This window comes from Oceaniradius stylonematis, assembly GCF_003149475.2.
Taxonomy (GTDB): domain Bacteria; phylum Pseudomonadota; class Alphaproteobacteria; order Rhizobiales; family Rhizobiaceae; genus Roseitalea; species Roseitalea stylonematis.
Genome location: NZ_QFWV02000005.1, coordinates 1 through 19,040, shown reverse-complemented (window position 1 = coordinate 19,040; position 19,040 = coordinate 1). Strand labels below are relative to the sequence as shown.

At 65.1% G+C, this 19,040-nt stretch carries 22 protein-coding genes, 1 tRNA gene and 1 pseudogene; 10 read left to right on the top strand and 14 right to left on the bottom strand.

The genetic code is table 11. The features are described from left to right. Positions 1-1,416: a threonine synthase gene (gene thrC / locus DEM25_RS09040; RefSeq protein ID WP_109766696.1), complete on the bottom strand. Its 1,416-nt coding sequence runs from the start codon at positions 1,414-1,416 to the stop codon at positions 1-3. A 213-nt stretch (positions 1,417-1,629) separates the two neighbouring features. Between thrC and DEM25_RS09035 the strand changes: the two genes are divergently transcribed. Beyond that, positions 1,630-2,208: a hypothetical protein gene (locus DEM25_RS09035; protein WP_109766697.1), complete on the top strand. Its 579-nt coding sequence runs from the start codon at positions 1,630-1,632 to the stop codon at positions 2,206-2,208. Positions 2,209-2,320: 112 nt separating this feature from the next. Further along, the gene (locus tag DEM25_RS09030) at positions 2,321-3,466 is read left to right on the top strand and encodes a site-specific DNA-methyltransferase (protein WP_109766698.1); all 1,146 of its coding nucleotides are present in this window, start codon (positions 2,321-2,323) and stop codon (positions 3,464-3,466) included. A gap of 22 nt (positions 3,467-3,488) precedes the next feature. Here DEM25_RS09030 and DEM25_RS09025 read toward each other — a convergent pair whose 3' ends face one another. Together DEM25_RS09025 and mutY are read right to left on the bottom strand one after the other, a co-directional pair. Further along, entirely contained in the window at positions 3,489-4,103 is a 615-nt protein-coding gene (locus DEM25_RS09025) for an HAD family hydrolase (RefSeq protein WP_109766699.1), read from the bottom strand. A 14-nt stretch (positions 4,104-4,117) separates the two neighbouring features. Continuing rightward, positions 4,118-5,188, bottom strand: a complete 1,071-nt coding sequence (gene mutY, locus DEM25_RS09020; protein WP_109766658.1) for an A/G-specific adenine glycosylase — start codon at positions 5,186-5,188, stop codon at positions 4,118-4,120. Positions 5,189-5,274: 86 nt separating this feature from the next. On the opposite strand from mutY, the gene DEM25_RS09015 reads away from it, so the two are divergent. The 6 genes from DEM25_RS09015 (at position 5,275) to DEM25_RS08990 (ending at position 8,354) form a co-directional block, all read left to right on the top strand. Further along, the gene (locus DEM25_RS09015) at positions 5,275-5,751 is read left to right on the top strand and encodes a DUF721 domain-containing protein (RefSeq protein WP_109766659.1); all 477 of its coding nucleotides are present in this window, start codon (positions 5,275-5,277) and stop codon (positions 5,749-5,751) included. A gap of 97 nt (positions 5,752-5,848) precedes the next feature. Next, positions 5,849-6,211, top strand: coding sequence for a thiol-disulfide oxidoreductase DCC family protein (locus DEM25_RS09010; protein ID WP_158585218.1), 363 nt, complete (start codon positions 5,849-5,851; stop codon positions 6,209-6,211). A gap of 9 nt (positions 6,212-6,220) precedes the next feature. Next, a complete protein-coding gene (locus DEM25_RS09005; RefSeq protein ID WP_281004535.1) occupies positions 6,221-6,679 on the top strand; it encodes a YcgN family cysteine cluster protein in 459 nt (152 codons plus the stop codon). A 67-nt stretch (positions 6,680-6,746) separates the two neighbouring features. After that, positions 6,747-7,154, top strand: coding sequence for a ketosteroid isomerase-related protein (locus DEM25_RS09000; protein ID WP_109766661.1), 408 nt, complete (start codon positions 6,747-6,749; stop codon positions 7,152-7,154). Next, entirely contained in the window at positions 7,151-7,747 is a 597-nt protein-coding gene (locus tag DEM25_RS08995; protein WP_109766662.1) for a GNAT family N-acetyltransferase, read from the top strand. The genes DEM25_RS09000 and DEM25_RS08995 overlap by 4 nt, the downstream gene beginning before the upstream one ends. 100 nt (positions 7,748-7,847) lie before the next feature. Further along, positions 7,848-8,354, top strand: a complete 507-nt coding sequence (locus DEM25_RS08990) for a YHS domain-containing (seleno)protein (protein ID WP_109766701.1) — start codon at positions 7,848-7,850, stop codon at positions 8,352-8,354. A 15-nt stretch (positions 8,355-8,369) separates the two neighbouring features. Here the strand turns inward: DEM25_RS08990 and DEM25_RS08985 are convergent, their stop codons facing one another. Beyond that, the gene (locus tag DEM25_RS08985) at positions 8,370-9,119 is read right to left on the bottom strand and encodes an SIMPL domain-containing protein (protein WP_109766663.1); all 750 of its coding nucleotides are present in this window, start codon (positions 9,117-9,119) and stop codon (positions 8,370-8,372) included. Positions 9,120-9,242: 123 nt separating this feature from the next. Here DEM25_RS08985 and DEM25_RS08980 point away from each other — a divergent pair. Beyond that, positions 9,243-9,319: transfer RNA gene (locus DEM25_RS08980), tRNA-Ile, on the top strand. An 81-nt stretch (positions 9,320-9,400) separates the two neighbouring features. Here DEM25_RS08980 and DEM25_RS08975 read toward each other — a convergent pair. The 10 genes from DEM25_RS08975 to cysG all read right to left on the bottom strand — a co-directional run bounded on the left by DEM25_RS08975 (position 9,401) and on the right by cysG (position 18,572). Then, entirely contained in the window at positions 9,401-9,916 is a 516-nt protein-coding gene (locus tag DEM25_RS08975) for a tyrosine-type recombinase/integrase (protein WP_109766664.1), read from the bottom strand. Then, positions 9,817-10,269: a site-specific integrase gene (locus DEM25_RS08970; RefSeq protein WP_120222694.1), complete on the bottom strand. Its 453-nt coding sequence runs from the start codon at positions 10,267-10,269 to the stop codon at positions 9,817-9,819. The genes DEM25_RS08975 and DEM25_RS08970 overlap by 100 nt, the downstream gene beginning before the upstream one ends. A 163-nt stretch (positions 10,270-10,432) precedes the next feature. Beyond that, complete coding sequence (gene gnd / locus DEM25_RS08965; protein ID WP_109766666.1) at positions 10,433-11,833, bottom strand: NADP-dependent phosphogluconate dehydrogenase; 1,401 nt, start codon at positions 11,831-11,833, stop codon at positions 10,433-10,435. Between the two features lie 34 nt (positions 11,834-11,867). Beyond that, positions 11,868-13,088, bottom strand: coding sequence for an NAD(P)/FAD-dependent oxidoreductase (locus DEM25_RS08960; RefSeq protein WP_109766667.1), 1,221 nt, complete (start codon positions 13,086-13,088; stop codon positions 11,868-11,870). A gap of 94 nt (positions 13,089-13,182) precedes the next feature. After that, complete coding sequence (locus DEM25_RS08955) at positions 13,183-14,010, bottom strand: ferredoxin--NADP reductase (protein ID WP_196780337.1); 828 nt, start codon at positions 14,008-14,010, stop codon at positions 13,183-13,185. A 15-nt stretch (positions 14,011-14,025) separates the two neighbouring features. Next, the gene (locus tag DEM25_RS08950) at positions 14,026-14,487 is read right to left on the bottom strand and encodes a DUF934 domain-containing protein (RefSeq protein ID WP_210210105.1); all 462 of its coding nucleotides are present in this window, start codon (positions 14,485-14,487) and stop codon (positions 14,026-14,028) included. Positions 14,488-14,500: 13 nt separating this feature from the next. Next, entirely contained in the window at positions 14,501-15,220 is a 720-nt protein-coding gene (locus DEM25_RS08945) for a phosphoadenylyl-sulfate reductase (protein WP_109766669.1), read from the bottom strand. Continuing rightward, the gene (locus DEM25_RS08940) at positions 15,186-16,859 is read right to left on the bottom strand and encodes a nitrite/sulfite reductase (protein ID WP_109766670.1); all 1,674 of its coding nucleotides are present in this window, start codon (positions 16,857-16,859) and stop codon (positions 15,186-15,188) included. Before DEM25_RS08940 ends, DEM25_RS08945 begins: the two co-directional genes overlap by 35 nt. Position 16,860: 1 nt before the next feature. Next, entirely contained in the window at positions 16,861-17,163 is a 303-nt protein-coding gene (locus tag DEM25_RS08935) for a DUF2849 domain-containing protein (protein WP_109766671.1), read from the bottom strand. Then, positions 17,163-18,572: a siroheme synthase CysG gene (cysG, locus tag DEM25_RS08930; protein WP_109766672.1), complete on the bottom strand. Its 1,410-nt coding sequence runs from the start codon at positions 18,570-18,572 to the stop codon at positions 17,163-17,165. Before cysG ends, DEM25_RS08935 begins: the two co-directional genes overlap by 1 nt. Before the next feature lie 274 nt (positions 18,573-18,846). Here cysG and DEM25_RS08925 point away from each other — a divergent pair. Further along, positions 18,847-19,040: pseudogene (locus DEM25_RS08925) on the top strand (5-aminolevulinate synthase); the annotation flags it as partial.

Sequence of the window (19,040 nt, the reverse complement as noted above, 5' to 3'; positions counted from 1 at the left end):
TTATCCGGCCCCGACACTTCCTCCGGCGGCCCGGGTGCGGGCCGAAATGTAATCTTCCACCATTTTGAGATCAGATGGAAGTGGCGCGAACCGCTCGCGCCGCCCCATCAGATCGCCGAGCCATGCGGGCAGTTCCGGCCGGATTCCGGCGGCATCTTCCACTGCGTCGGGGAACTTGGCCGGATGGGCCGTCGCCAGCACGATCATCGGCGTTTCGGCCCTGGCGCGGGCCCGCGCAACATGGGTGGCCACTGCCGTGTGCGGGTCGAGCAGATAGCCCGAGGCGTCCAGAACATGGGAAATGGTCCGCCCGGCCTCGGTGGTGTCGGCCCGGCCGGCGGCAAAGTCCGTTGCGATCGCCCCATGCACCGCATCGCCGAGCGCGAACTGCCGCGACTGTTTGAGCGTTTCCATCGCGCGGCGCACATAGGCCGCATCGCGTCCCGAGGCTTCGAACAGCAGCCGCTCGAAGTTCGACGATATCTGGATGTCCATCGAAGGCGATGTGGTCTGGACCACATCGCGCATCTCGTATGTGCCGGTGTCAAGCGCGCGGGCGAGAATGTCGTTGTCGTTGGTCGCGATGACCAGCCTGTCGATCGGCAGGCCCATGCGCTTGGCGGCGTAACCGGCGAAGATGTCGCCGAAATTGCCCGTGGGCACGGTGAACGAGACCGGCCTGTCGGGCGCGCCCAGCGAAACCGCCGACGTGAAATAATAGACGATCTGGGCCATGATCCGCGCCCAGTTGATCGAGTTGACGCCCGACAGCCGAACCGCGTCGCGGAAGGCACCGTGGTTGAACATCGCCTTGACGAGATTCTGGCAGTCGTCGAAATTGCCGTCGATCGCCAATGCATGCACGTTGGCGGCATCCGAGCCCGTCATCTGGCGCTGCTGGACCGGCGACACCCGCCCCTCGGGGAAGAGGATGAAGATGTCTGTCCGGTCGCGGCCGGCAAAGGCGTCGATCGCCGCCCCGCCCGTATCGCCCGATGTAGCGCCGACGATCGTCGCCCGCTGGTCCCGTTCGGCCAGCACATGGTCCATCAGCCGGCTGAGAAGCTGCATGGCCACGTCCTTGAACGCCAGCGTCGGACCGTGAAACAGTTCGAGTGTGAATTCGTTGGCGCCGGTCTGGACAAGGGGGCAGACCGCTTCGTGCCGGAAGGTCCCATAGGCTTCGGCGACGATGGCCTCGAAGGTTTCCCGCTCGATCTCGCCCTCGACAAACGGCCACATCACCGTGACCGCGGTTTGCGCGAACGATTTGCCGCGCAGCTCCCTGATCGCATCGGGAGACAAGTGCGGCCAGCTTTCGGGCAGGTAGAGCCCGCCATCGGCGGCAAGCCCCGTCAGGACCGCGTCGCGAAAACCCAGATGCGGCGCCTCGCCGCGTGTCGAGATGAATTTCACGGTGCTGTTGCCCTCATCGATGCGCTTTGGCGGCGGTTTGTGTCCGCCCGTCAGCCATTGCACAAAATGCGCGCGAGCCTTATCGGAAATCCGACGGGATCGGAACCCCCGCGGCGACGCGCATCCGCCGCATGGTTGACACGATGTCCCACTAGCCGAATGGTGCGCGCCGCGAGCGCCGACCGCAGGAATTGGAGAGCGAAGATAATGGTGATGGGTATCGGAACATGCAGGGCAGGGCTCGATGGCAAAAGCGCTGTCCGGACGATCCGGTCGCTGGCCGCCATTGGTATGCTGGCCGCGCTGGCCGCCTGCCAGTCGGGCGGCCCGAGCGAAGTGCTCGACGTTTCCAGCAATGACGAGGCCTTCACCGAGGCGGACCTGCGCGCCTATTGTCCGCGCGTGACGCTGCTTGAGGGCACCGCCTATCTGCGCACCTACACAGACGGCAATGAGGGCAATCCCGACGAAGTCGTCCATCAGGCTGTGATCTCGGACGTGACGCGCACCTGCCGCTATCGCAACGGGCAGCTCTTCATGACCGTCGCCGCCGCCGGCCGCGTGGTCAACGGGCCCAAGGGCGCGCCGGGTTCGCTGAACCTGCCCGTGCGTGTTGCCATCCGCGCCGGCGAGAACCTGCCCTATTCGCAGCTTGGCCGCATCGACGTGGCGATGGGCGGCGGAGCGACGCAGTTCATCTTCCGGGACGACCAGATCGTCTTGCCCGAGCCGGAAACCCGCAATCTTCAGGTCATTGTCGGCTTTGACGAGGGTCCCTACGACACACCGTGAGCCGTAGGGCGGCTTTGGCTGCCAACCATCGGTTAACCATGGTCCTTGACGCGATGTTTACCCTGAGCGGTAACCATGGCGCCCGTTGCTGTTTCTTGAGATCGGGTGCTTCATGTCTCGCGTACACCTGGCCCCTTCGGCCGCCCGCAAGGGCGTCCGTTCCGCCAAGCCGGCCCTTCCCCTGGACGTCATCCTCAAGGGCGATTGCGTCGCCGCGATGGAACAACTGCCCGAAAAATCGGTCGACATGATCTTCGCCGATCCGCCCTACAATCTGCAGCTCGAGGGCGCGCTGCACCGGCCCGACCAGTCCAAGGTCGATGCTTGCGACGATCATTGGGACCAGTTCGGCTCGTTCGCCCATTACGACGCCTTCACCCGCGCCTGGCTTCTGGCCGCGCGCCGTGTGCTCAAGCCGAACGGCACGATCTGGGTGATCGGCTCCTACCACAACATCTTCCGCGTCGGCGCCAGCCTGCAGGATCTGGGCTACTGGATCCTCAACGATGTCGTCTGGCGCAAGACCAACCCGATGCCGAACTTTCGCGGCCGCCGCTTCCAGAACGCGCATGAGACGATGATCTGGGCGAGCCGCGACCAGAAGGCCAAGGGCTACACCTTCAACTATGAGTCCATGAAGGCGGCCAATGACGACGTCCAGATGCGGTCGGACTGGCTGTTTCCCATCTGCAATGGCGGCGAACGTCTCAAGGACGAGGACGGTGCCAAGGTGCATCCGACGCAAAAGCCCGAGGCGCTGCTGGCCCGCGTGCTGATGTCCGCGTCAAAGCCCGGCGATGTCGTGCTCGATCCCTTTTTTGGCACGGGCACGACTGGCGCAGTTGCCAGGCGGTTGGGCCGCCATTTCATCGGCATCGAGCGCGAGCAGGCCTATATCGATGCGGCGACTGCGCGTATCGATGCGGTCGAACCCCATGACGGCAAGAGCCTGACGCTTGTTGCCGGCAAGCGGGCGCAGCCCCGCGTCGCCTTCCTTTCGCTGATCGAAGCGGGCCTTTTGGAACCGGGCACCGAGCTGACCGACCCGAAACGCCGCTGGACGGCCACGGTTCAGGCCGACGGTTCGCTGTGCGAAGGCGGCGAGCAGGCCTCGATCCACCGCACCGGCGCACGGGTCCAGGGGCTCGACGCCTGCAATGGCTGGACCTTCTGGCACTTCGACGATGCCGGTACCCTCAAGCCCATCGACGCGCTGCGCCAGATCGTTCGCGACCGCATGGCTGCCGCCGGCGGCTGACTTTCGGCAACTGACCTCCAGTTCAATCAGGCCGAAACCCGAAGCGCTGCAGGTCTTCCCGCAGCGCTTCGGCGCTTGTGAAGTGCACGGCGTGCCATCCGAATGCGCGCGCCGCCTCGACGTTCTGTTCGCTGTCGTCGATGAACAGCGTTGCCGCAGGATCGAGATCGAACGTGTCGGTGTGCAGCGCATAGATCGCCGGGTCGGGCTTGATGAGCTGAACTCGCCCGGAGACCGTCACGCCGCGCCCCGATTTCAGGAACGGGTACAGGGTCTGCGCCTCGGCGAACGTGTCGGCTGCGAAGTTGGTCAGGAAGGTGATATCGGTTCCGACCTCGATCAGTTCGACCAGGATGGCAACGCTGCCATCGTAGGCATGCGGCACCATCTCGCGCCAATTCTGCCGGAAGGCGCGGATTTCGCGTTCCCACTGCGGATGATCAGCGATGAGTTCGGCCTCAGCATCGGCCCATGGGCGGCCGCGATCCTGTTCGATGTTCCAGGCCGGCGTGCAGACATTGGCCAGAAGCCAGCGGCGCTTTTCGTCGTCCGGGATGATGCGCTTGAACGGCAGTTCCGGATCGTAATGGATCAGCACCTTGCCGATGTCGAAGACGATGTGTCGAATGGTATGCATGGCGGCGGGTCCCCTCAAAACGCGTCCGGTAAAGCACACGCGATCGCTTTTTTCATGACGGTGGGCAGCGCTTCGCCGGCAAGTTCGGAAGCTGGCGACCACCATTGCCCGTCGCCGGCCCTGTGGTTCGACAGGGCGTGCCAGACTGTTAGATCGAGCGCGAAATGGGTGAAGACATGCCGCACCTGCCCGCATCGGCGCCATTCGGTGCCAGCGACCGGCGCGGCGTCAGAACCGGTTTCGCCGTCGTGGCGCGCGTTCCATCCGGTCGTTGGCACCTGCGTCATGCCGGCCAGAAGCCCGGTTCCGGCCCGTTTTTCGAGCAGCACCGCACCGTCGTCGCGCACCAGGACGAAGGCCGCACCGACACGCAGCGGCTTGTCCTTTTTGGGCGCCTTGACGGGGAAACGTTCCGGGTCGCCCTGATCGAGAGCGGCGCATTCCGACCGCAGCGGACATGGCAGACATGCCGGCCGCTTGGGCGTGCAGATCGTGGCGCCCAGATCCATCGTCGCCTGCGCGAAATCGCCCGGTCGTTCGGGATCGAGCATCGCCGCCACCTCGGCCTTGATGGCCGGCTTGGCCTTGGTCAGCGGCGTGTCAATCGCTTTGAGGCGCGTGACCACGCGTTCCACATTGCCGTCGACCACGGCGGCCGGAAGGTCGAAGGCGATGGCCGCAATTGCCGCCGACGTGTAGTCGCCGATGCCGGGCAAGGCGCGCAATGCGTCGAGATCGGCGGGGAACGCGCCGCCATGGTCGGCCATGATTGCTTCGGCGCATTTCTTCAGGTTGCGCGCCCGCGAATAATAGCCGAGCCCGGCCCAGGCCTTGAGAATGTCTTCCTCGTCCGCCGCCGCAAGCGCGGCGATCGTCGGCCACCGGGCGGTGAAGGCGTAAAAATAGCTTCGTACCGCCGCGACGGTCGTCTGCTGCAGCATGATCTCCGACAGCCAGACCCGGTATGGGTCTGGACGGATACCTTTTGTTCGGTCGCGCGGGCTCACCCGCCAGGGCAGGTCACGAGCGTGCCCGTCATACCAGGCAAGCAGCTTTTTGGCGGGAGCGGAATCGCGGGACGGCATGGCCGCACATAGGCTGCCGTCCACAACAAGGGCAAGATCGATCCTGCATGCTTCAAGCGCGCGGGCAGACCTGATAACGTCGCGCCATGGCCAAATCCGCAGCCAATTTCGTCAACGCCGTCCTCGACCCGGTACTTGCCAAGCGCGCCGGCCTGTCGCTCGCGCTCATCGATGCCTGGCCCGAAATCGCGGGTGCGCAGATCGCCGAGACGTCCTGCCCGCTCAAAATCGACTGGCCGCGCCGACGCCATGAGGATGATGCGTTCGAGCCCGGCGTTCTCGTGGTGGCGGCCGAGGCCATGGCCGCGCTTCACATCCAGCACCAGACCGGCGAGATCGTGGGGCGCATCAACGCCTTCATGGGGTTCGACGCGATTTGCCGGGTGAGGCTCGTGCAAAAGCAACTGGCCGAACCGCCCAAGCCCCGCCGCAAGGCGCGGCCGCTGACCGCCGATGAGGCCGAACGCATCGAACGGATGGCGCAGGGCTTTGACGATGAAGGGCTGCGCGATGCGGTGCGCCGGCTGGGATGCAGCGTCCTGTCGGAAAAGTCCGGCACCTAGGCGCGACAGTTCGCACCGATGACAGTGCGGCGCGGCGCACTATCTCGGCATTATGGCTATCATCGATCAGACATCGGGTATTGAAGCGTCGGCCCCCATGCCGGCCATCGACGTTTTCTATGACGGCGGGTGTCCCGTCTGCCGCATCGAAGTCGGCTATTACCGCAGGATCGACCGGGCCGGGGCCGTGCGCTGGATCGACATCGAGTCGTTGACCGATGCGGAATTGCCGGCAGGCAAGACGCGCGACGCGCTGCTCGGACGGTTTCACGTCCGCGATCAGGCCGATGGCGGCTGGCATGCGGGCGTCGATGCCTTTGCGCGCATCTGGCGCGTTTTGCCGGTCTGGCGGCGCTTTGCGTTCGTGTTTTCGGTTCCCGGGCTTCGCCAACTGGCCGAAATCGGCTATCGCGGTTTCCTGCGCTGGCAGCGTTGGCATCGGGCCCGCCGCGCCGGTTGAGGAGAGACCGTGGCCAAAGACGCCCTCCGACCCTTCTGGGAGACCAAGACGCTCACGGAGATGACGGCGCGGGAATGGGAAAGCCTGTGCGACGGGTGCGGCAAATGCTGCATGTCCAAGCTGATCGACGAGGACACCGAAGAGATCCTCTACACGACGGTTGCCTGCAGGCTGTTCGACGCCGCCTCGTGCCGCTGCACGGACTATGAGAACCGGCAGGCAAAGGTGGCGGACTGCGTGCGCCTGACGCCCGACAATGTCGGCGAGATCGTCTGGCTTCCGGGCACCTGCGCCTATCGGCTGGTGGCGGAGGGCCGGCCTCTCTACGACTGGCACCCGCTTGTCTCGGGCGATCCGATGAGCGTGCACGAGGCGGGCATCTCCGTTTTCGGCCGGGTGACGGCCCGAGAGCAGGACATGGCCCATGATGGCGAATATCTTGACCATCTGGTCGGCGGGGAACTGTGAGTTTGGCCGTTGCGTTTCGGCTGTGGGCCGATAGGTTCGGCCTGCATAGACAATTGCGGGGGCAGCTTTGAGCCAGAACGAGACACGGGCGCTGATCGAGCGCTACTTCGACGCTTTCAACGCCAGCGACTATGAGGCCATGGCCGGTCTGCTGCACGAGGATGTCGCCCACGACATCAATCTGGGTGGCCGCGAGATCGGCCGCGATGCGTTCCGCCGCTTCAACGCGATGATGTCGCGGCATTACCGCGAGACGCTGCGCGACATCGAAATCATGGTCTCCGAAAGCGGCGTGCGCGCCGCCGCCGAATTCACCGTCGACGGCACCTATGTTGCCACTGCCGACGGTCTTCCGCCGGCCAGCGGCCAAGGCTATTCGTTGCCGGCCGGCATTTTCTTCGAGGTCGACGATGGCCGCATCAGCCGCGTGACGACCTACTACAATCACAAGGACTGGATCGCGCAGGTTTCATGACGGATCGGGCGAAGGTCCGTCCGCTGGCGCGGAACGAGATCGTATCGCGTCTGGACGATCTGGCGCGGTTGCGGATCACCGTCTTCCGCGCCTTTCCCTACCTTTATGACGGTGACATGGATTATGAGCGCCGCTACCTCGCCACCTATCTCGAGGCAGATGGCGCCTTCGTTGCCGGCGCATTCGACGGCGACGAACTGGTCGGCGCCGCAACGGCGGCGCCGCTCGGCGAGCACAAGGCCGAATTCGCCGAACCGTTTGCCGCGCGCGGGCTCGATCCGGACGATTTCTTCTATTTCGGCGAATCGGTCCTTCTGGCCGATTATCGCGGCCAGGGCGTCGGCGTCGGATTTTTCGAACTGCGCGAGAGCGAGGCACGGCGGCAGGGCTTCACACAGTGCCTGTTCTCGGCAGTCGTCCGCCCGGCGAACCATCCGCTGCGTCCGGCCGGTTACGTCCCGCTCGACGGCTTCTGGCGCAACCGCGGGTATGTGCGGCTCGACGGCCTGTCCACGGCATATGGCTGGAAGGACATTGGCGAGACCGCCGAAACCGAAAAGCCGATGGAGTATTGGGTCAAGGCGCTCGCCTGATTCACGCAGATGTGTGTTCGCGTCAGAAGATGCGATTTGAACGTGATCGATCGTTTTGACAGTTTGGCGGCAACGCAGGGCTCAACCGATGGAGATCGCCATGACCCGCCATATCGTTCGCGGCAAGGTCAAGACCGCAACCGCCAATCTGGACCGTCGCGCGTTTCTGGCGCTCGGCGCCGGCGCGGTGGCAGCCGCGCTGATCGCGGGGTCTGCCCGCAAGGCCTGGGCAGGCAAGGTCAATCTGGACGGCGGCGCCGCGATCCTGGGGCATGACCCGGTCGCCTATTTCACGCAAGGCGCGGCGGTGATGGGCGATCCCTCCATCACCGCGACCCATGAGGGCGCGACTTATCAGTTTGCCTCAGCCGAAAACCGCGACGCCTTTGCCGCCGATCCCGACCGCTACGCACCGCAATATGGCGGTTTCTGCGCCTATGCGGTCGCCAACGGCTACACCGCCAAGATCGACCCCGAAGCCTTCACCGTGGTCGACGACAAGCTCTATCTGAACTTCTCCAAAGGCGTGCGCAGCCGGTGGGAGCGCGACGTTCCCGGCAACATCACCAAGGGCGACGCCAACTGGCCGGGCCTTTCGGCCGGCTGACGTTCTCGACGCGGCCTATTGGGCCAGTTCGAACGTCACATTGACGCTGACGCGGTAGGTGTTCTCACCCGCCGCGACCGGCACGGGCGCTGCGTCGGCCGCCATCTCCATCATCGCGGCGCGGGCAACCGGCATCGGCCTTGGCTCGGACGACTGCTCGGAGATCGACAGGATGCGGCCGAGCCCGATGCCGGCCGCTTCGGTCAGCGTCTCGGCCTTGCCCATCGCCGCTTTCATCGCCTTGGTCCGCGCCTCGGTGATGGCTGCGGACGGGTCGTCATTGGTGAAGCTGATGCCGCCGCCCTGATTAACGCCCAGCGTCACCGACTGGTCCAGAATGGCGCCGAGCCTGTCGAGATCGCGCACGCGCACGGTGAGCGAGTTCGAGACCTGATAGCCGACGATCCGCGGCGCCGGGCGGATGCCGTCCTTCGGCTCGGGATAGACGTAGCGCGGCTGGATGTTGAAGTTCGATGTCTGCAGGTCACGCTCGGCGATGCCTTCGGCCTGCATGGCCGCCAGCACCTCGGCCATCGCTTCGGTGTTGGCATCGAGCGCTTCGCGCGCCGTGTCCGCTTCGCGCAGAACCGTCAGCCCGATCACCGCCATGTCCGGCGCAATATCCGCTGTTCCGGTGGCCGATACGGTGATTTGCGGCGTGATGTCGGTGTCGGCCGCGATTGCGTGCCCGGCGGCGGCGGTCAGCGCGGTTGCCGCGAACGCGGCGGCAATGGGTGAGGTGCGAATGGGTTTCAAAGCGATCATCCTTGAGCAGAGGTCCCGTCATCCCGGGCAATGGCCGACAAATGGGCAGACAATATGGTGTGCGACCGTTTCTCCGACACCGCTTGCCCGGCTGGGACCTTTCGGATACGCACGGTCCGGGTGGGGCCTGTAGCTCAATTGGTTAGAGCCGGCGGCTCATAACCGCTTGGTTGGGGGTTCGAGTCCCTCCAGGCCCACCATTCTTCATTGATTTCAATGCCTTGAAAACAGGTTCGCCAAGGGTTCGCCACAAGGTTCGCCATCTGCTATGGCCGCGCGCGTCATTCATCGAGAAAGCCTGCGATCTTGTCCATCGCGTCGACGGCGAGAATCGCCTGTTCGGCCTCGCGCGAATAGAGTTCGGCATGCTCGATGTCGTCATGGCCGAGGACATCCATCAGCTGGCGCGTGGATGCGCCCCCTTCGGCCAGTGCTTTCCCCAGGGTCTTGCGCAGTCCGTGCAGCGTGCAGCCCTTGGGCAGGCCGGCGCTGGCGGTCCAGTCCGCCATGCGGCCGGTCAACGACTTGGGGGAGAATGGCTTGCCATAGGCCGTCATCAACACCGTTTTGCCGGTGCGCGGCGCGGCTGCGAGCGCGGCGGTCAGCATGGTGCTTTCGGGGACGAACAGCGTCTTGCCGCGCCGTTTCTTCGGTGTCAGGACGAAGCCGGGCACGATGCGTTTTTCGCCGCGGATGGTCAGGGCACGCGTTTGCCGTTGCGACCATTGCAGGGCGGCGATGTCGCCGCGGCGATTGCCAGGCAAAAGGCCATGTGGGGCGTCGTGCCGGCGGGCCATCGCGCGAGGAAGGCGCGCATTTCATCGGCGGTCCATGCGCGCCATCCGGCATGGTCCGGCTGCCAGCTGATCTTGTGCGTCGGGTCGATCTCGATCCAGTCCTGATCGAGCGCTTCGCCGATGATCTTCCGGATCATCACCAGCAGGTGCTTTGCCTTGTGCGGCGTCGCCGCATGGTCGGCGAGGATTGCCTTGACGTGGCGTCGGCGGAGATCGGCCACCGGGGCGTCACCCCATGTCAGATCGCCACCCTTGACGATGGGGGCGGCCAGCCAACCGGCGGCGAGCCGGCTGTTCTTGTCGCGCGTTGCCTGGCTATAGCCATGCCATTCCTCCGATTTTTCGACCAGCATCCACCCGTGCCGCATCGATCTTGGTTTAATGGATGGGTGGATTGCACCGGCGGATGTTTCTCTCGCCGGCAGTCCGGCCAGCACGCGCCGGACGGCGGCCTCGAAGTCTTCGTCGCCGGGTGCGCCGGGCAGGCTTTGTGTTTTGCCGCCGGCGCGCCGCGCCTTACCACGGCCCGTGATGGGTGCCTTCCTCGTCGGTGCGTTCAAAGCCGTGCGCGCCGAAATAGTCGCGTTGCCCCTGGATCATGTTGGCCGTCGAGCGCGACGTCGCCATCATGTCGAACCAGTTGAGCGCCGCCGAAAGCGACGGCACCGGCAGCCCGTGACCATTTGCGGCCGTGACGGTCTTGCGCAAGCCCGGCACGTGGCGCTCCATCAGATCGGCGAAGAACGGTGCCATCAAAAGGCTCGTATCGGGCGCCTGTTCGAGCGCGGTCGCCATGTCGTCCAGCATCGCCGAGCGGATGATGCAACCCGCCCGCCAGACGCGCGCGACATCGGCGAGGCGCAACTCCCAGCCATTGTCGGCGCCGCCGTCGGCCAGCATCGCAAAGCCCTGCGCATAGCAGACGATCTTGCCGGCGATCAGCGCGCTTTCAAGGTCGGTGTCGGTCACCGCACCGTCCGGCAAGGGCCGGGCCGGCTCGCCGAAACGGTCTGCGCCGCGCTGCCGTTCCTCAAGCCGCGCCGAGACGTTGCGCGCGGTCACCGCCGCATCGATCACCGGAACGGGCGTGCCCAACTCCTGCGCTTCGATCGCCGTCCAGCGGCCCGTTCCCTTCTGTCCGGCCCGGTCGACGATCATGTCGATCATCGGATTGCCGGTCTTCGGATCGGTGGCTTTGAGAACGGCGGCGCTGATCTCGATGAGATAGGAGCGCAACGGCCCGTCGTTCCATTGTGAGAAAGTGTCCGACATCGCGGCCGGCGTCCGGCCCATGCCGTCGCGCATGATGCCATAGGCTTCGGCGATCATCTGCATGTCGGCATATTCGATGCCGTTATGGACCATCTTGACGAAGTGCCCGGCGCCGGCCGCGCCGAGCAGCGCCGCACAGGGCTCGTCCTCGTAGGTCGCCGCGATCGCCGTCAGCACGGGCGCTGCGCGTTCCCACGCCTCCTCTGAGCCGCCGGCCATCAGCGAGGGGCCGTGCCGCGCGCCATCCTCGCCGCCCGACACGCCCAGGCCGATGAAACGCTTGCCGAGCGCCTCGACCGCTGCGGCGCGCCGTTCGCTGTCGTGAAAGCCCGAATTGCCGCCATCGATGATCAGGTCGCCCTCGTCGAGCAAGGGCAGAAGCGCGGCGATCTGGTCGTCGACCGGCTGGCCGGCGGGCACCATCAGGAGGATCGCGCGCGGCCCCTTCATCGCGGCGACAAGGTCGTCGAGCGTTTTGGCCGGTGTCAGCCGGTCGGCGAGATCGCCGGCGTTTTCGACAAGCGCATCGATCCGTGCCGCCGAGCGGTTGTGGACCGCGACATCAAAGCCCTTGTCGGCCATGTTGAGCGCCAGGGCGGCGCCCATCGTGCCGAGGCCGATGACGGCGAATTCAGGTCGGCTCATCATACTTCTCCGTTTGCCGGGTAGTTCGCGGGGGTTACTTCGCGAACGCCCGCAGATCGAACGTCTCGTCGGCGACCATGTCCGGCGTCAGCGCCTTGCCGTCAGCGAGGATCTTGCGGCTCATCGCATAGGTCGCTGCATCGTTCAGGCAATCGACGGCGAGGAACGTCTCGCCGGCGAAATAGAAGTGCGAGACGCTGCCTTCGCGCTTGCCGGGCCGGACGACCACACGGTCATAGCCCCGGTTGAAGCCGGCGATCTGCAGCTTCATGTCGTACTGGTCCGACCAGAACCAGGGATGCGGATCGTAGGCCTTGTCGTGGCCCATGATATTGGCGGCGACGATGCCGGCCTGATCGTGCGCGTTCTGCACCGATTCGAGCCGTGTGGGCATGTGGTTGAACGGAAAGATGGCACAGTCGCCGCATGCGAAGATCGCCGGATCGGACGTGCGCGCCCGGTCGTCGATGCTGATCCCGACCGCCACGTCGAGCCCGGCGCCCTCGGCCAGTGCGGCATTGGGTACGATGCCGATGCCGACCACGACGAGATCGCAGGGCAGGGACGTGCCGTCATCCAGTTCGACTGCTGCCGCCGCGCCGTCGGCGTTCCCGGCGATGCGCGCGATCTGCGTGTTCTCCAGGACGCTCACGCCATGGCCTTCGTGAAGCGCTCGGAACGCGTCGGCGGTTTCGCGGCAGGCCACGCGCTGCAGGATGCGCGGTGCGGCCTCGACCACCGTCACCGCCATGCCCTTCTTCGATGCTTCTGCGGCCGCCTCCAGCCCGATATAGCCGCCGCCGATGACGATGAGCCGCTTGCCGTCGGCCATCTTGGCCATCAGCGCATCGGCGTCGGGCAGATCGCGCATCGTGTGCACATTGCCGAGTCGGCCGCCGATCTCGGCGGGCAGTGGCCGCGCGTGCGCGCCGGTGGCCAGAACGAGCGCATCATAGCCGAACCGCGCATCGTCTTCGGTGACCACCTCTTTTGCCTGGCGGTCGATGCCGATGACGCGCGTCGAAAGATGCGCGTCGATCTTCTGATCGCGGTACCAGTCTTCGGGGCGAAGCTTCAGCCGCTCAAGGCTCATCTCGCCGGACATGTAGGCCTTGGAAAGGGGCGGCCGCTGATAGGGAAGGGTCGTCTCTTCGCTCAAAAGCGTGATCGAGCCGCCGAACCCGTGCTTGCGCAGATCGTCGGCAACCGCGACCGCGGCATGGCTGCCGCCCACGATGACAACACGCTCGACCAAAGACTGTCCCCCGAAACGAAAAGCGGCACCAATGATGCCGCCTGTCTAACCGCAATGATGGTCGAATGGCGATGGGTTTTTCAGACGCGCTGCGTCAACCCGCCTCGGCCTCGCCGACGAACGCCTTTTCCAGCACATAGTGGCCGGGCTTGTTGTTGGCGCCTTCTTCCATGCCCGCGGCTTCGCACAATTCCTTGATCTCGAGGTTGAGGCCCATCGAGCCGCAAATCATGACGCGGTCGTCTTCGATGCTCCATGCCGGCACGCCGAGATCGTCAAACAGTTCGCCCGAGCGGATCTTGTCGGTCACGCGGCCGGTCTTGGGGCTCTCCTCGCGGGTCGTCGTCGGGTAGTAGACGAGCTTGCGGTCGACCATCTCGCCGATCAGCGGATCGTTAACGAGATTGTCGACCAGTTCGGCGCCGTAGACCAGTTCGTCGCGGGTACGGCAGGTATGGGTCAGGATCACCTGGTCGAATTTTTCATAGACTTCCGGATCGCGGATCAGCGAGGCAAACGGGGCGATGCCGGTGCCGGTCGCCAGCATATAGAGACGTTTGCCCGGCAACAGCGCATCGATGACGAGCGTGCCCACCGGCTTGGTCTTCAATATGACCTGATCGCCCACTTGGATCTTCTGAAGGCGCGATGTCAGCGGGCCGTCCGGCACCTTGATCGAATAGAATTCGAGTTCCTCGTCCCAGGAGGGTGAGGCGATCGAATAGGCGCGCAGGATCGGCTTGCCATTGTCGTCGGGCAGTCCGATCATCACGAACTCGCCCGATCGGAAGCGCAGCGATTGCGGCCGCGTGAGCCGGAAGGCGAACAGCCGGTCGGTGTAATGGCGCACCCACGTCACCGTTTGCCCGTCCTTGAGGGCGACCGGCTGCGCACCGCCGGCGATGGGCGTCATCTCGTTCATCGTCATGGGCTCCAGTTAGGCGACCTGGGCCGCTTGATGCAACCGTTGTTGATAGGTCGCATTGATCCGGGTCAATCGCGCCAGCCACTGCTGTTCGGGCTGCCGCTGGGCCAGAGCCTCGTCGATTGCCACCGCATCGAAGCCGCAGCGCCGGGCATGGACATACTGGTCGGCGATGACATGACCCTGCGCGACCAGCCGTCCGGTAAAGCCCAGCCGGCGCAATTGCATGGCCAGCGAAAATCCGCGCCCGTCGGCGAACGACGGAAAGCCGATGATGATCGCATCAAGCACCTTGAAGTGCGGCGCGACCGCATGCGCATCGATGTCATTGTCGGCGACAAGACCGATCGATGCCGGGCGGTTGGCGGGAAGGCCCGCTTGAAGGTCAGCCAGCGAAACCTCGCCATAGGTGCCGGCCATCAGCCGTTCGGCGCGGTCGTCGGGCGCAAACCCGGCGTCGGTGACGATGATCATCGCATTTGTCTCCTCAAGCATGGCTTGGCGCTAAGCGCACGATCGCGCCGTCGACGATGTGAATGCCGCATTCGGTCTTGTCGCGGCCGCGCCAGCGGCCGGCACGCGCATCCTCGCCCGGCCTGACGGGCGAGGTGCACACCGCGCAGCCGATCGACGGATACCCTTGACCGACAAGCGGATGCGGCGGCAGGTCGAAGGCTTCAGCATAGGCGGCCAGATCGTCCGGCGACCACAGGGCCAGCGGGTTGAGCTTGGTCTTGCCGTTGGCCGCTTGTTCGACCGGTTCGATGTCCGACCGGGTCAGCGCCTGATGCCGCTTTCGGCCGGTGATCCAGCCATCGAACCCTTCGAGCGCCGCATCGAGCACCTGCGTCTTGCGCAGATCGCAGCAGGCGTCCGGATCGGTCAGGTGAAGCCGGCCCCAAATGTCGGTACCGCGCACAGCCTCCCGCGCCGGGCGGATCGTCCGCACATCGGTCAGGCCGAGCCGAGACGCCAGCTCGTCGCGATAGGCCAGCGTTTCGGCGAACAGCATGCCCGTGTCGATGAACAGCACCGGCGCCGTCCGGTCGACGCTCGCGATCAGGTGCAAGAGCACGGCCGACTCGGCGCCGAACGAGGAAACGGCGGCAACGTCGCCGAACCTTCGGTCGATGAGCGCTTCGCGCAACAGGTCGAGCGTTGCGCCCTGCGTGTCAGACGGCGCGGGCGCTGTCGCGTCGGTGGTCATAGATGGCGTCCTTGAAGGGTTGTGCGCCAAGACGCCGATAGGCGTCCAGGAACGTTTCTTCACCGGTGTGGCGCAAGTCCAGATAGGTGTCGATGATCGCTTCGATCGCCGGGATCAGGTCTTCGGCGGCAAAGCCGGGGCCCGTCCGCTCGCCGATCGTCGCCGTCTCGGTGCCGTCGCCGCCAAGCGTGATCTGGTAGTTTTCCACGCCTGCCTTGTCGAGGCCCAGAATGCCGATATGGCCGACATGGTGATGGCCACAGGCATTGATGCAGCCGGAAATCTTGATCTTCAGCGGGCCGATGTCGCGTTCGAGCTTGAGCGCGTCGAAATGGGTCGCGATCTCCTGGGCGACCGGGATCGACCGGGCCGTCGCCAGCGCGCAATAGTCCATGCCGGGGCAGGCGATGATGTCCGACAAGAGCCCGATATTGGCGGTCGCCAGCCCGGCCTTGTTCAGTTCGGCGTGGACGGCCGGAATGTCGGCCTTTCGCACGTGCGGCAGGATGATGTTCTGCTCGTGGGAAACGCGCAGTTCGTCGTGGCCGTAGCGCTCGGCGATGTCGGCCAGAACGCGCATCTGTTCGGCTGAGGCATCGCCCGGCGTGCCGCCGACCGGCTTCAGCGAGACCGAAACGATGCCGTAGGCCGGGTTCCTGTGCTCGCTCACATTGGTCTCGACGAAGGAGCGGAACACCGGATCGTCCGCCTGTGCGCGGTCGAAGACGAGCGACTGGGTGTTGTCGAAGTCCGGCGGCGCGAATGCTGCCTCGATGCGGTCGACCAACGCCTGCGGCGGCGCCTGGAACAGCGCCTTTTGCTCGGCGAACGCCGCCTCGATCAGCGCCTTGATCTCCTCGGTTCCGGTTTCGTGGACGAGGATCTTGATGCGCGCCTTGTACTTGTTGTCCCGCCGGCCGGCGAGATTGTAGACCCTGAGGATCGCTTCCAGATAGGGCAGGAGATCGGCCTTCGGCACGAAATCGCGGACGGTCTTGCCGATCATCGGCGTCCGGCCAAGCCCGCCACCGACGATCACCTCATAGCCGGGCTCGCCCGCGTCGTTGCGCACCATTCTGAGGCCGATGTCGTGCGCCTTCGTCACCGCCCGGTCGTTGGGGCTGCCGGTGATGGCGATCTTGAACTTGCGCGGCAAGAACTGGAATTCGGGATGGTCGGTCGACCATTGCCGCAGCAGTTCCGCCGTCGGGCGCGGGTCTTCGATCTCGTCCGCCGCGGCGCCGGCGAAATGGTCGGCGGTGACGTTCCTTATGCAATTGCCCGAGGTCTGGATGGCGTGCATTTCGACATCGGCGAGCGCGTCCAGAATATCGGGTACATCTTTCAGCTTGGGCCAGTTGAACTGGATGTTCTGGCGCGTGGTGAAGTGACCATAGCCCTTGTCCCAGCGCTCGGCGATCATCGCGAGCTGACGCATCTGCCGGGAATTGAGCGTGCCGTAGGGGATTGCGACGCGCAGCATGTAGGCGTGCAGTTGCAGATACAGACCGTTCATCAGCCGCAGCGGCTTGAACTCGTCCTCGGTGAGCGAACCGTCGATGCGGCGCTCGACCTGTTCGCGTAAATCAGCCACGCGTGCCCGCACGAACTCGGCGTCGAAATCGTCATACCGGTACATGTCAGACCTCCGCCTGTTTGCCGTGGAAATAGTTTGAGGGGCCGCGCGTGCGGAATGCCTCGCGGAAATGGACGGGCTGCGGCCGTCCGTCTGCATCGATTGCTGCATCGGCGAGGTAAGCGCCGACGATCTTGTCCGGCTGCGCCTGGGCGACGGCGAGCAGCCGTTGCGCTTCGTCCGAGTCGTGCGCCACGGCGGCGTCGCCATGCAGACGCGTCCAGCCGCCTTCGCCGGTCAGATAGATCACGTCGCCCTCGAACAAATCGTTCGCGGTGACGATTTGCGGATGTTTCTGGCGCCCCATCAGACGGCCTCCGCTTCATGGTGCATGTCGGCAAGGTCAGCGACTGCGGCGGCCGCGCCGCGTGGCGCGATGCCGTAGAGCAGAATGGCCGGGCCGGTGATACCGGCCTGCCTGAGACGCTCGGGCAGCGTGCCAAGGGTTGCGGCGACGACGCGCTGGTCGGTGCGTGACGCATTCTCGACCACTGTCACCGGCGTTTCCGCATCCGCACCATGCATCAGCAGCCGCCCGCGCAAGAACGATGCAGCCTTGATGCCCATATAGATCGCCGCCGCCTCGCCGGGCCGGGCCAGCGCGCGCCAGTCGTGATCGGCAAAGCCTTCCGCGTCATGGCCGGTGATGATGCGCAGCGACGCGTTGCGACCGCGCCGCGTCAGCGACCGGCCGATCGATGCCGCCGCCGCCGATGCGGAAGTAATGCCCGGCACGATCTGGAAGCCGACGCCCGCTCGATCGAGCGCGTCCAGTTCCTCCTCGAGGCGTCCGAACACGGCCGGATCGCCGGACTTGAGCCGCACGACATGGGCGCCCCTGTTTGCATGATCGATCATCAGCGCGTTGATGTCGTCCTGCTTCCAGGCGTCTCCGAAGCCCTTCTTGCCGGTCTCGACGACGATCGCCTCACGCCGCGCCAGTTCGATGACCGGCTGCGGCACAAGCTTGTCGTGCAGGACGACATCGGCCTCGTGCAGCGCGTTGCGGGCCTTCAGCGTCAAGAGCTCGGGATCGCCGGGACCGGCGCCGACGAACGTGACAAAGCCCGGCCCGTGCCGCGTTTCGATCCCGTCGGTCAGAAGCGTTTCCAGCGTCTTGCGCACGGCGTCTTCGCCGCCCGCCTTGAGGGCGCGGTCGCCGGCGCCGAAATAGAATTTCGTCCAGAAGGCGCGGCGCTTCTTGGCGTCTCCCAGCATGTCGGCGCGCACTCGAAAGGCCTGGCCGATCCGGGCCAGGACGCCGAGCGAAGCGGGCAGGCGTTCTTCGAGATCGGCCTTGATCTTGCGCGCCAGCACCGGCGCCGCGCCCTCGGTGCCGATTGCCACGGTTACCGGATCGCGATCGACGATGGCCGGGGTGATGAACTGCGAATCGTCGAGATTGTCGACGATGTTGACCAGCGCTCCGGCGGCGTGGCCGATGGCTGCCGCGCGCGCGTCCTCGGTGGCATCGTCGTTGGCCGCATAGAAGAGGCGCGCGCAGAGCGCGTCGCCGGTCTCGACGGGGCGCTCTGTCAGCGTGATGCGGCCTTCTTCGGCCCATTGCCGGACGAGCGGTTCGGGATCGGCACCGAAAACCGAAATTCGTGCCCGGGTCTTCAACAGAAGACGCAGCTTGGCAATGGCGGTTTCACCCGCGCCGGACACGACCACGCGGCGGCCGTCGACATTCACAAAAACCGGAAAATGGCGCATGTACCCACCTCTTGGAACGAGATGCCATTTTAGGTGCGATTGAATCCCGTCAGAAGAACGCCATTCCCAACTCGTGCCTTTTGGAAGAAAAATTTGTTCTCGCGAGCCGGCGGCTTCGACGGTCCGGCGGGATTGATCCGTGTCAAGGACCGGCGCGGTTCCGGTTGCGACAATCACACCACTTTGGAAGCGTTCCAATCAGTGGCGCGCTGGTTTATATGGGCAGGAAACACGGGCACGAACGCGAATGCGAAGGTGCCATGCGAGGACGAAGATGACCATCACGCCGATCACCGCGCCAAGCCAGGAACCAATTCAGGGCCAGCTGGATTTTGACCGGTTTTTTGCCGACAAGCTCTCCGGTTTGCACGATGGAGGCAACTACCGTGTGTTTGCCGAGCTTGAGCGCCAGCGCGGGTGTTTTCCGCGTGCGACGCGGCACCGCGGGGACGGCTCGACCCACGATGT

Bases quoted from the DNA above. Each gene is read 5' to 3' on its own strand.
- DEM25_RS09035 (WP_109766697.1), top strand. From the start codon at position 1,630: ATGGGTATCGGAACATGCAGGGCAGGGCTCGATGGCAAAAGCGCTGTC.
- DEM25_RS09030 (WP_109766698.1), top strand. From the start codon at position 2,321: ATGTCTCGCGTACACCTGGCCCCTTCGGCCGCCCGCAAGGGCGTCCGT.
- DEM25_RS09025 (WP_109766699.1), bottom strand. From the start codon at position 4,103: ATGCATACCATTCGACACATCGTCTTCGACATCGGCAAGGTGCTGATC.
- mutY (WP_109766658.1), bottom strand. From the start codon at position 5,188: ATGCCGTCCCGCGATTCCGCTCCCGCCAAAAAGCTGCTTGCCTGGTAT.
- DEM25_RS09015 (WP_109766659.1), top strand. From the start codon at position 5,275: ATGGCCAAATCCGCAGCCAATTTCGTCAACGCCGTCCTCGACCCGGTA.
- DEM25_RS09010 (WP_158585218.1), top strand. From the start codon at position 5,849: ATGCCGGCCATCGACGTTTTCTATGACGGCGGGTGTCCCGTCTGCCGC.
- DEM25_RS08995 (WP_109766662.1), top strand. From the start codon at position 7,151: ATGACGGATCGGGCGAAGGTCCGTCCGCTGGCGCGGAACGAGATCGTA.
- DEM25_RS08990 (WP_109766701.1), top strand. From the start codon at position 7,848: ATGACCCGCCATATCGTTCGCGGCAAGGTCAAGACCGCAACCGCCAAT.
- DEM25_RS08985 (WP_109766663.1), bottom strand. From the start codon at position 9,119: ATGATCGCTTTGAAACCCATTCGCACCTCACCCATTGCCGCCGCGTTC.
- DEM25_RS08975 (WP_109766664.1), bottom strand. From the start codon at position 9,916: ATGGCCCGCCGGCACGACGCCCCACATGGCCTTTTGCCTGGCAATCGC.
- DEM25_RS08970 (WP_120222694.1), bottom strand. From the start codon at position 10,269: ATGCTGGTCGAAAAATCGGAGGAATGGCATGGCTATAGCCAGGCAACG.
- gnd (WP_109766666.1), bottom strand. From the start codon at position 11,833: ATGAGCCGACCTGAATTCGCCGTCATCGGCCTCGGCACGATGGGCGCC.
- DEM25_RS08955 (WP_196780337.1), bottom strand. From the start codon at position 14,010: ATGAACGAGATGACGCCCATCGCCGGCGGTGCGCAGCCGGTCGCCCTC.
- DEM25_RS08950 (WP_210210105.1), bottom strand. From the start codon at position 14,487: ATGATCATCGTCACCGACGCCGGGTTTGCGCCCGACGACCGCGCCGAA.
- DEM25_RS08945 (WP_109766669.1), bottom strand. From the start codon at position 15,220: ATGACCACCGACGCGACAGCGCCCGCGCCGTCTGACACGCAGGGCGCA.
- DEM25_RS08940 (WP_109766670.1), bottom strand. From the start codon at position 16,859: ATGTACCGGTATGACGATTTCGACGCCGAGTTCGTGCGGGCACGCGTG.
- DEM25_RS08935 (WP_109766671.1), bottom strand. From the start codon at position 17,163: ATGGGGCGCCAGAAACATCCGCAAATCGTCACCGCGAACGATTTGTTC.
- cysG (WP_109766672.1), bottom strand. From the start codon at position 18,572: ATGCGCCATTTTCCGGTTTTTGTGAATGTCGACGGCCGCCGCGTGGTC.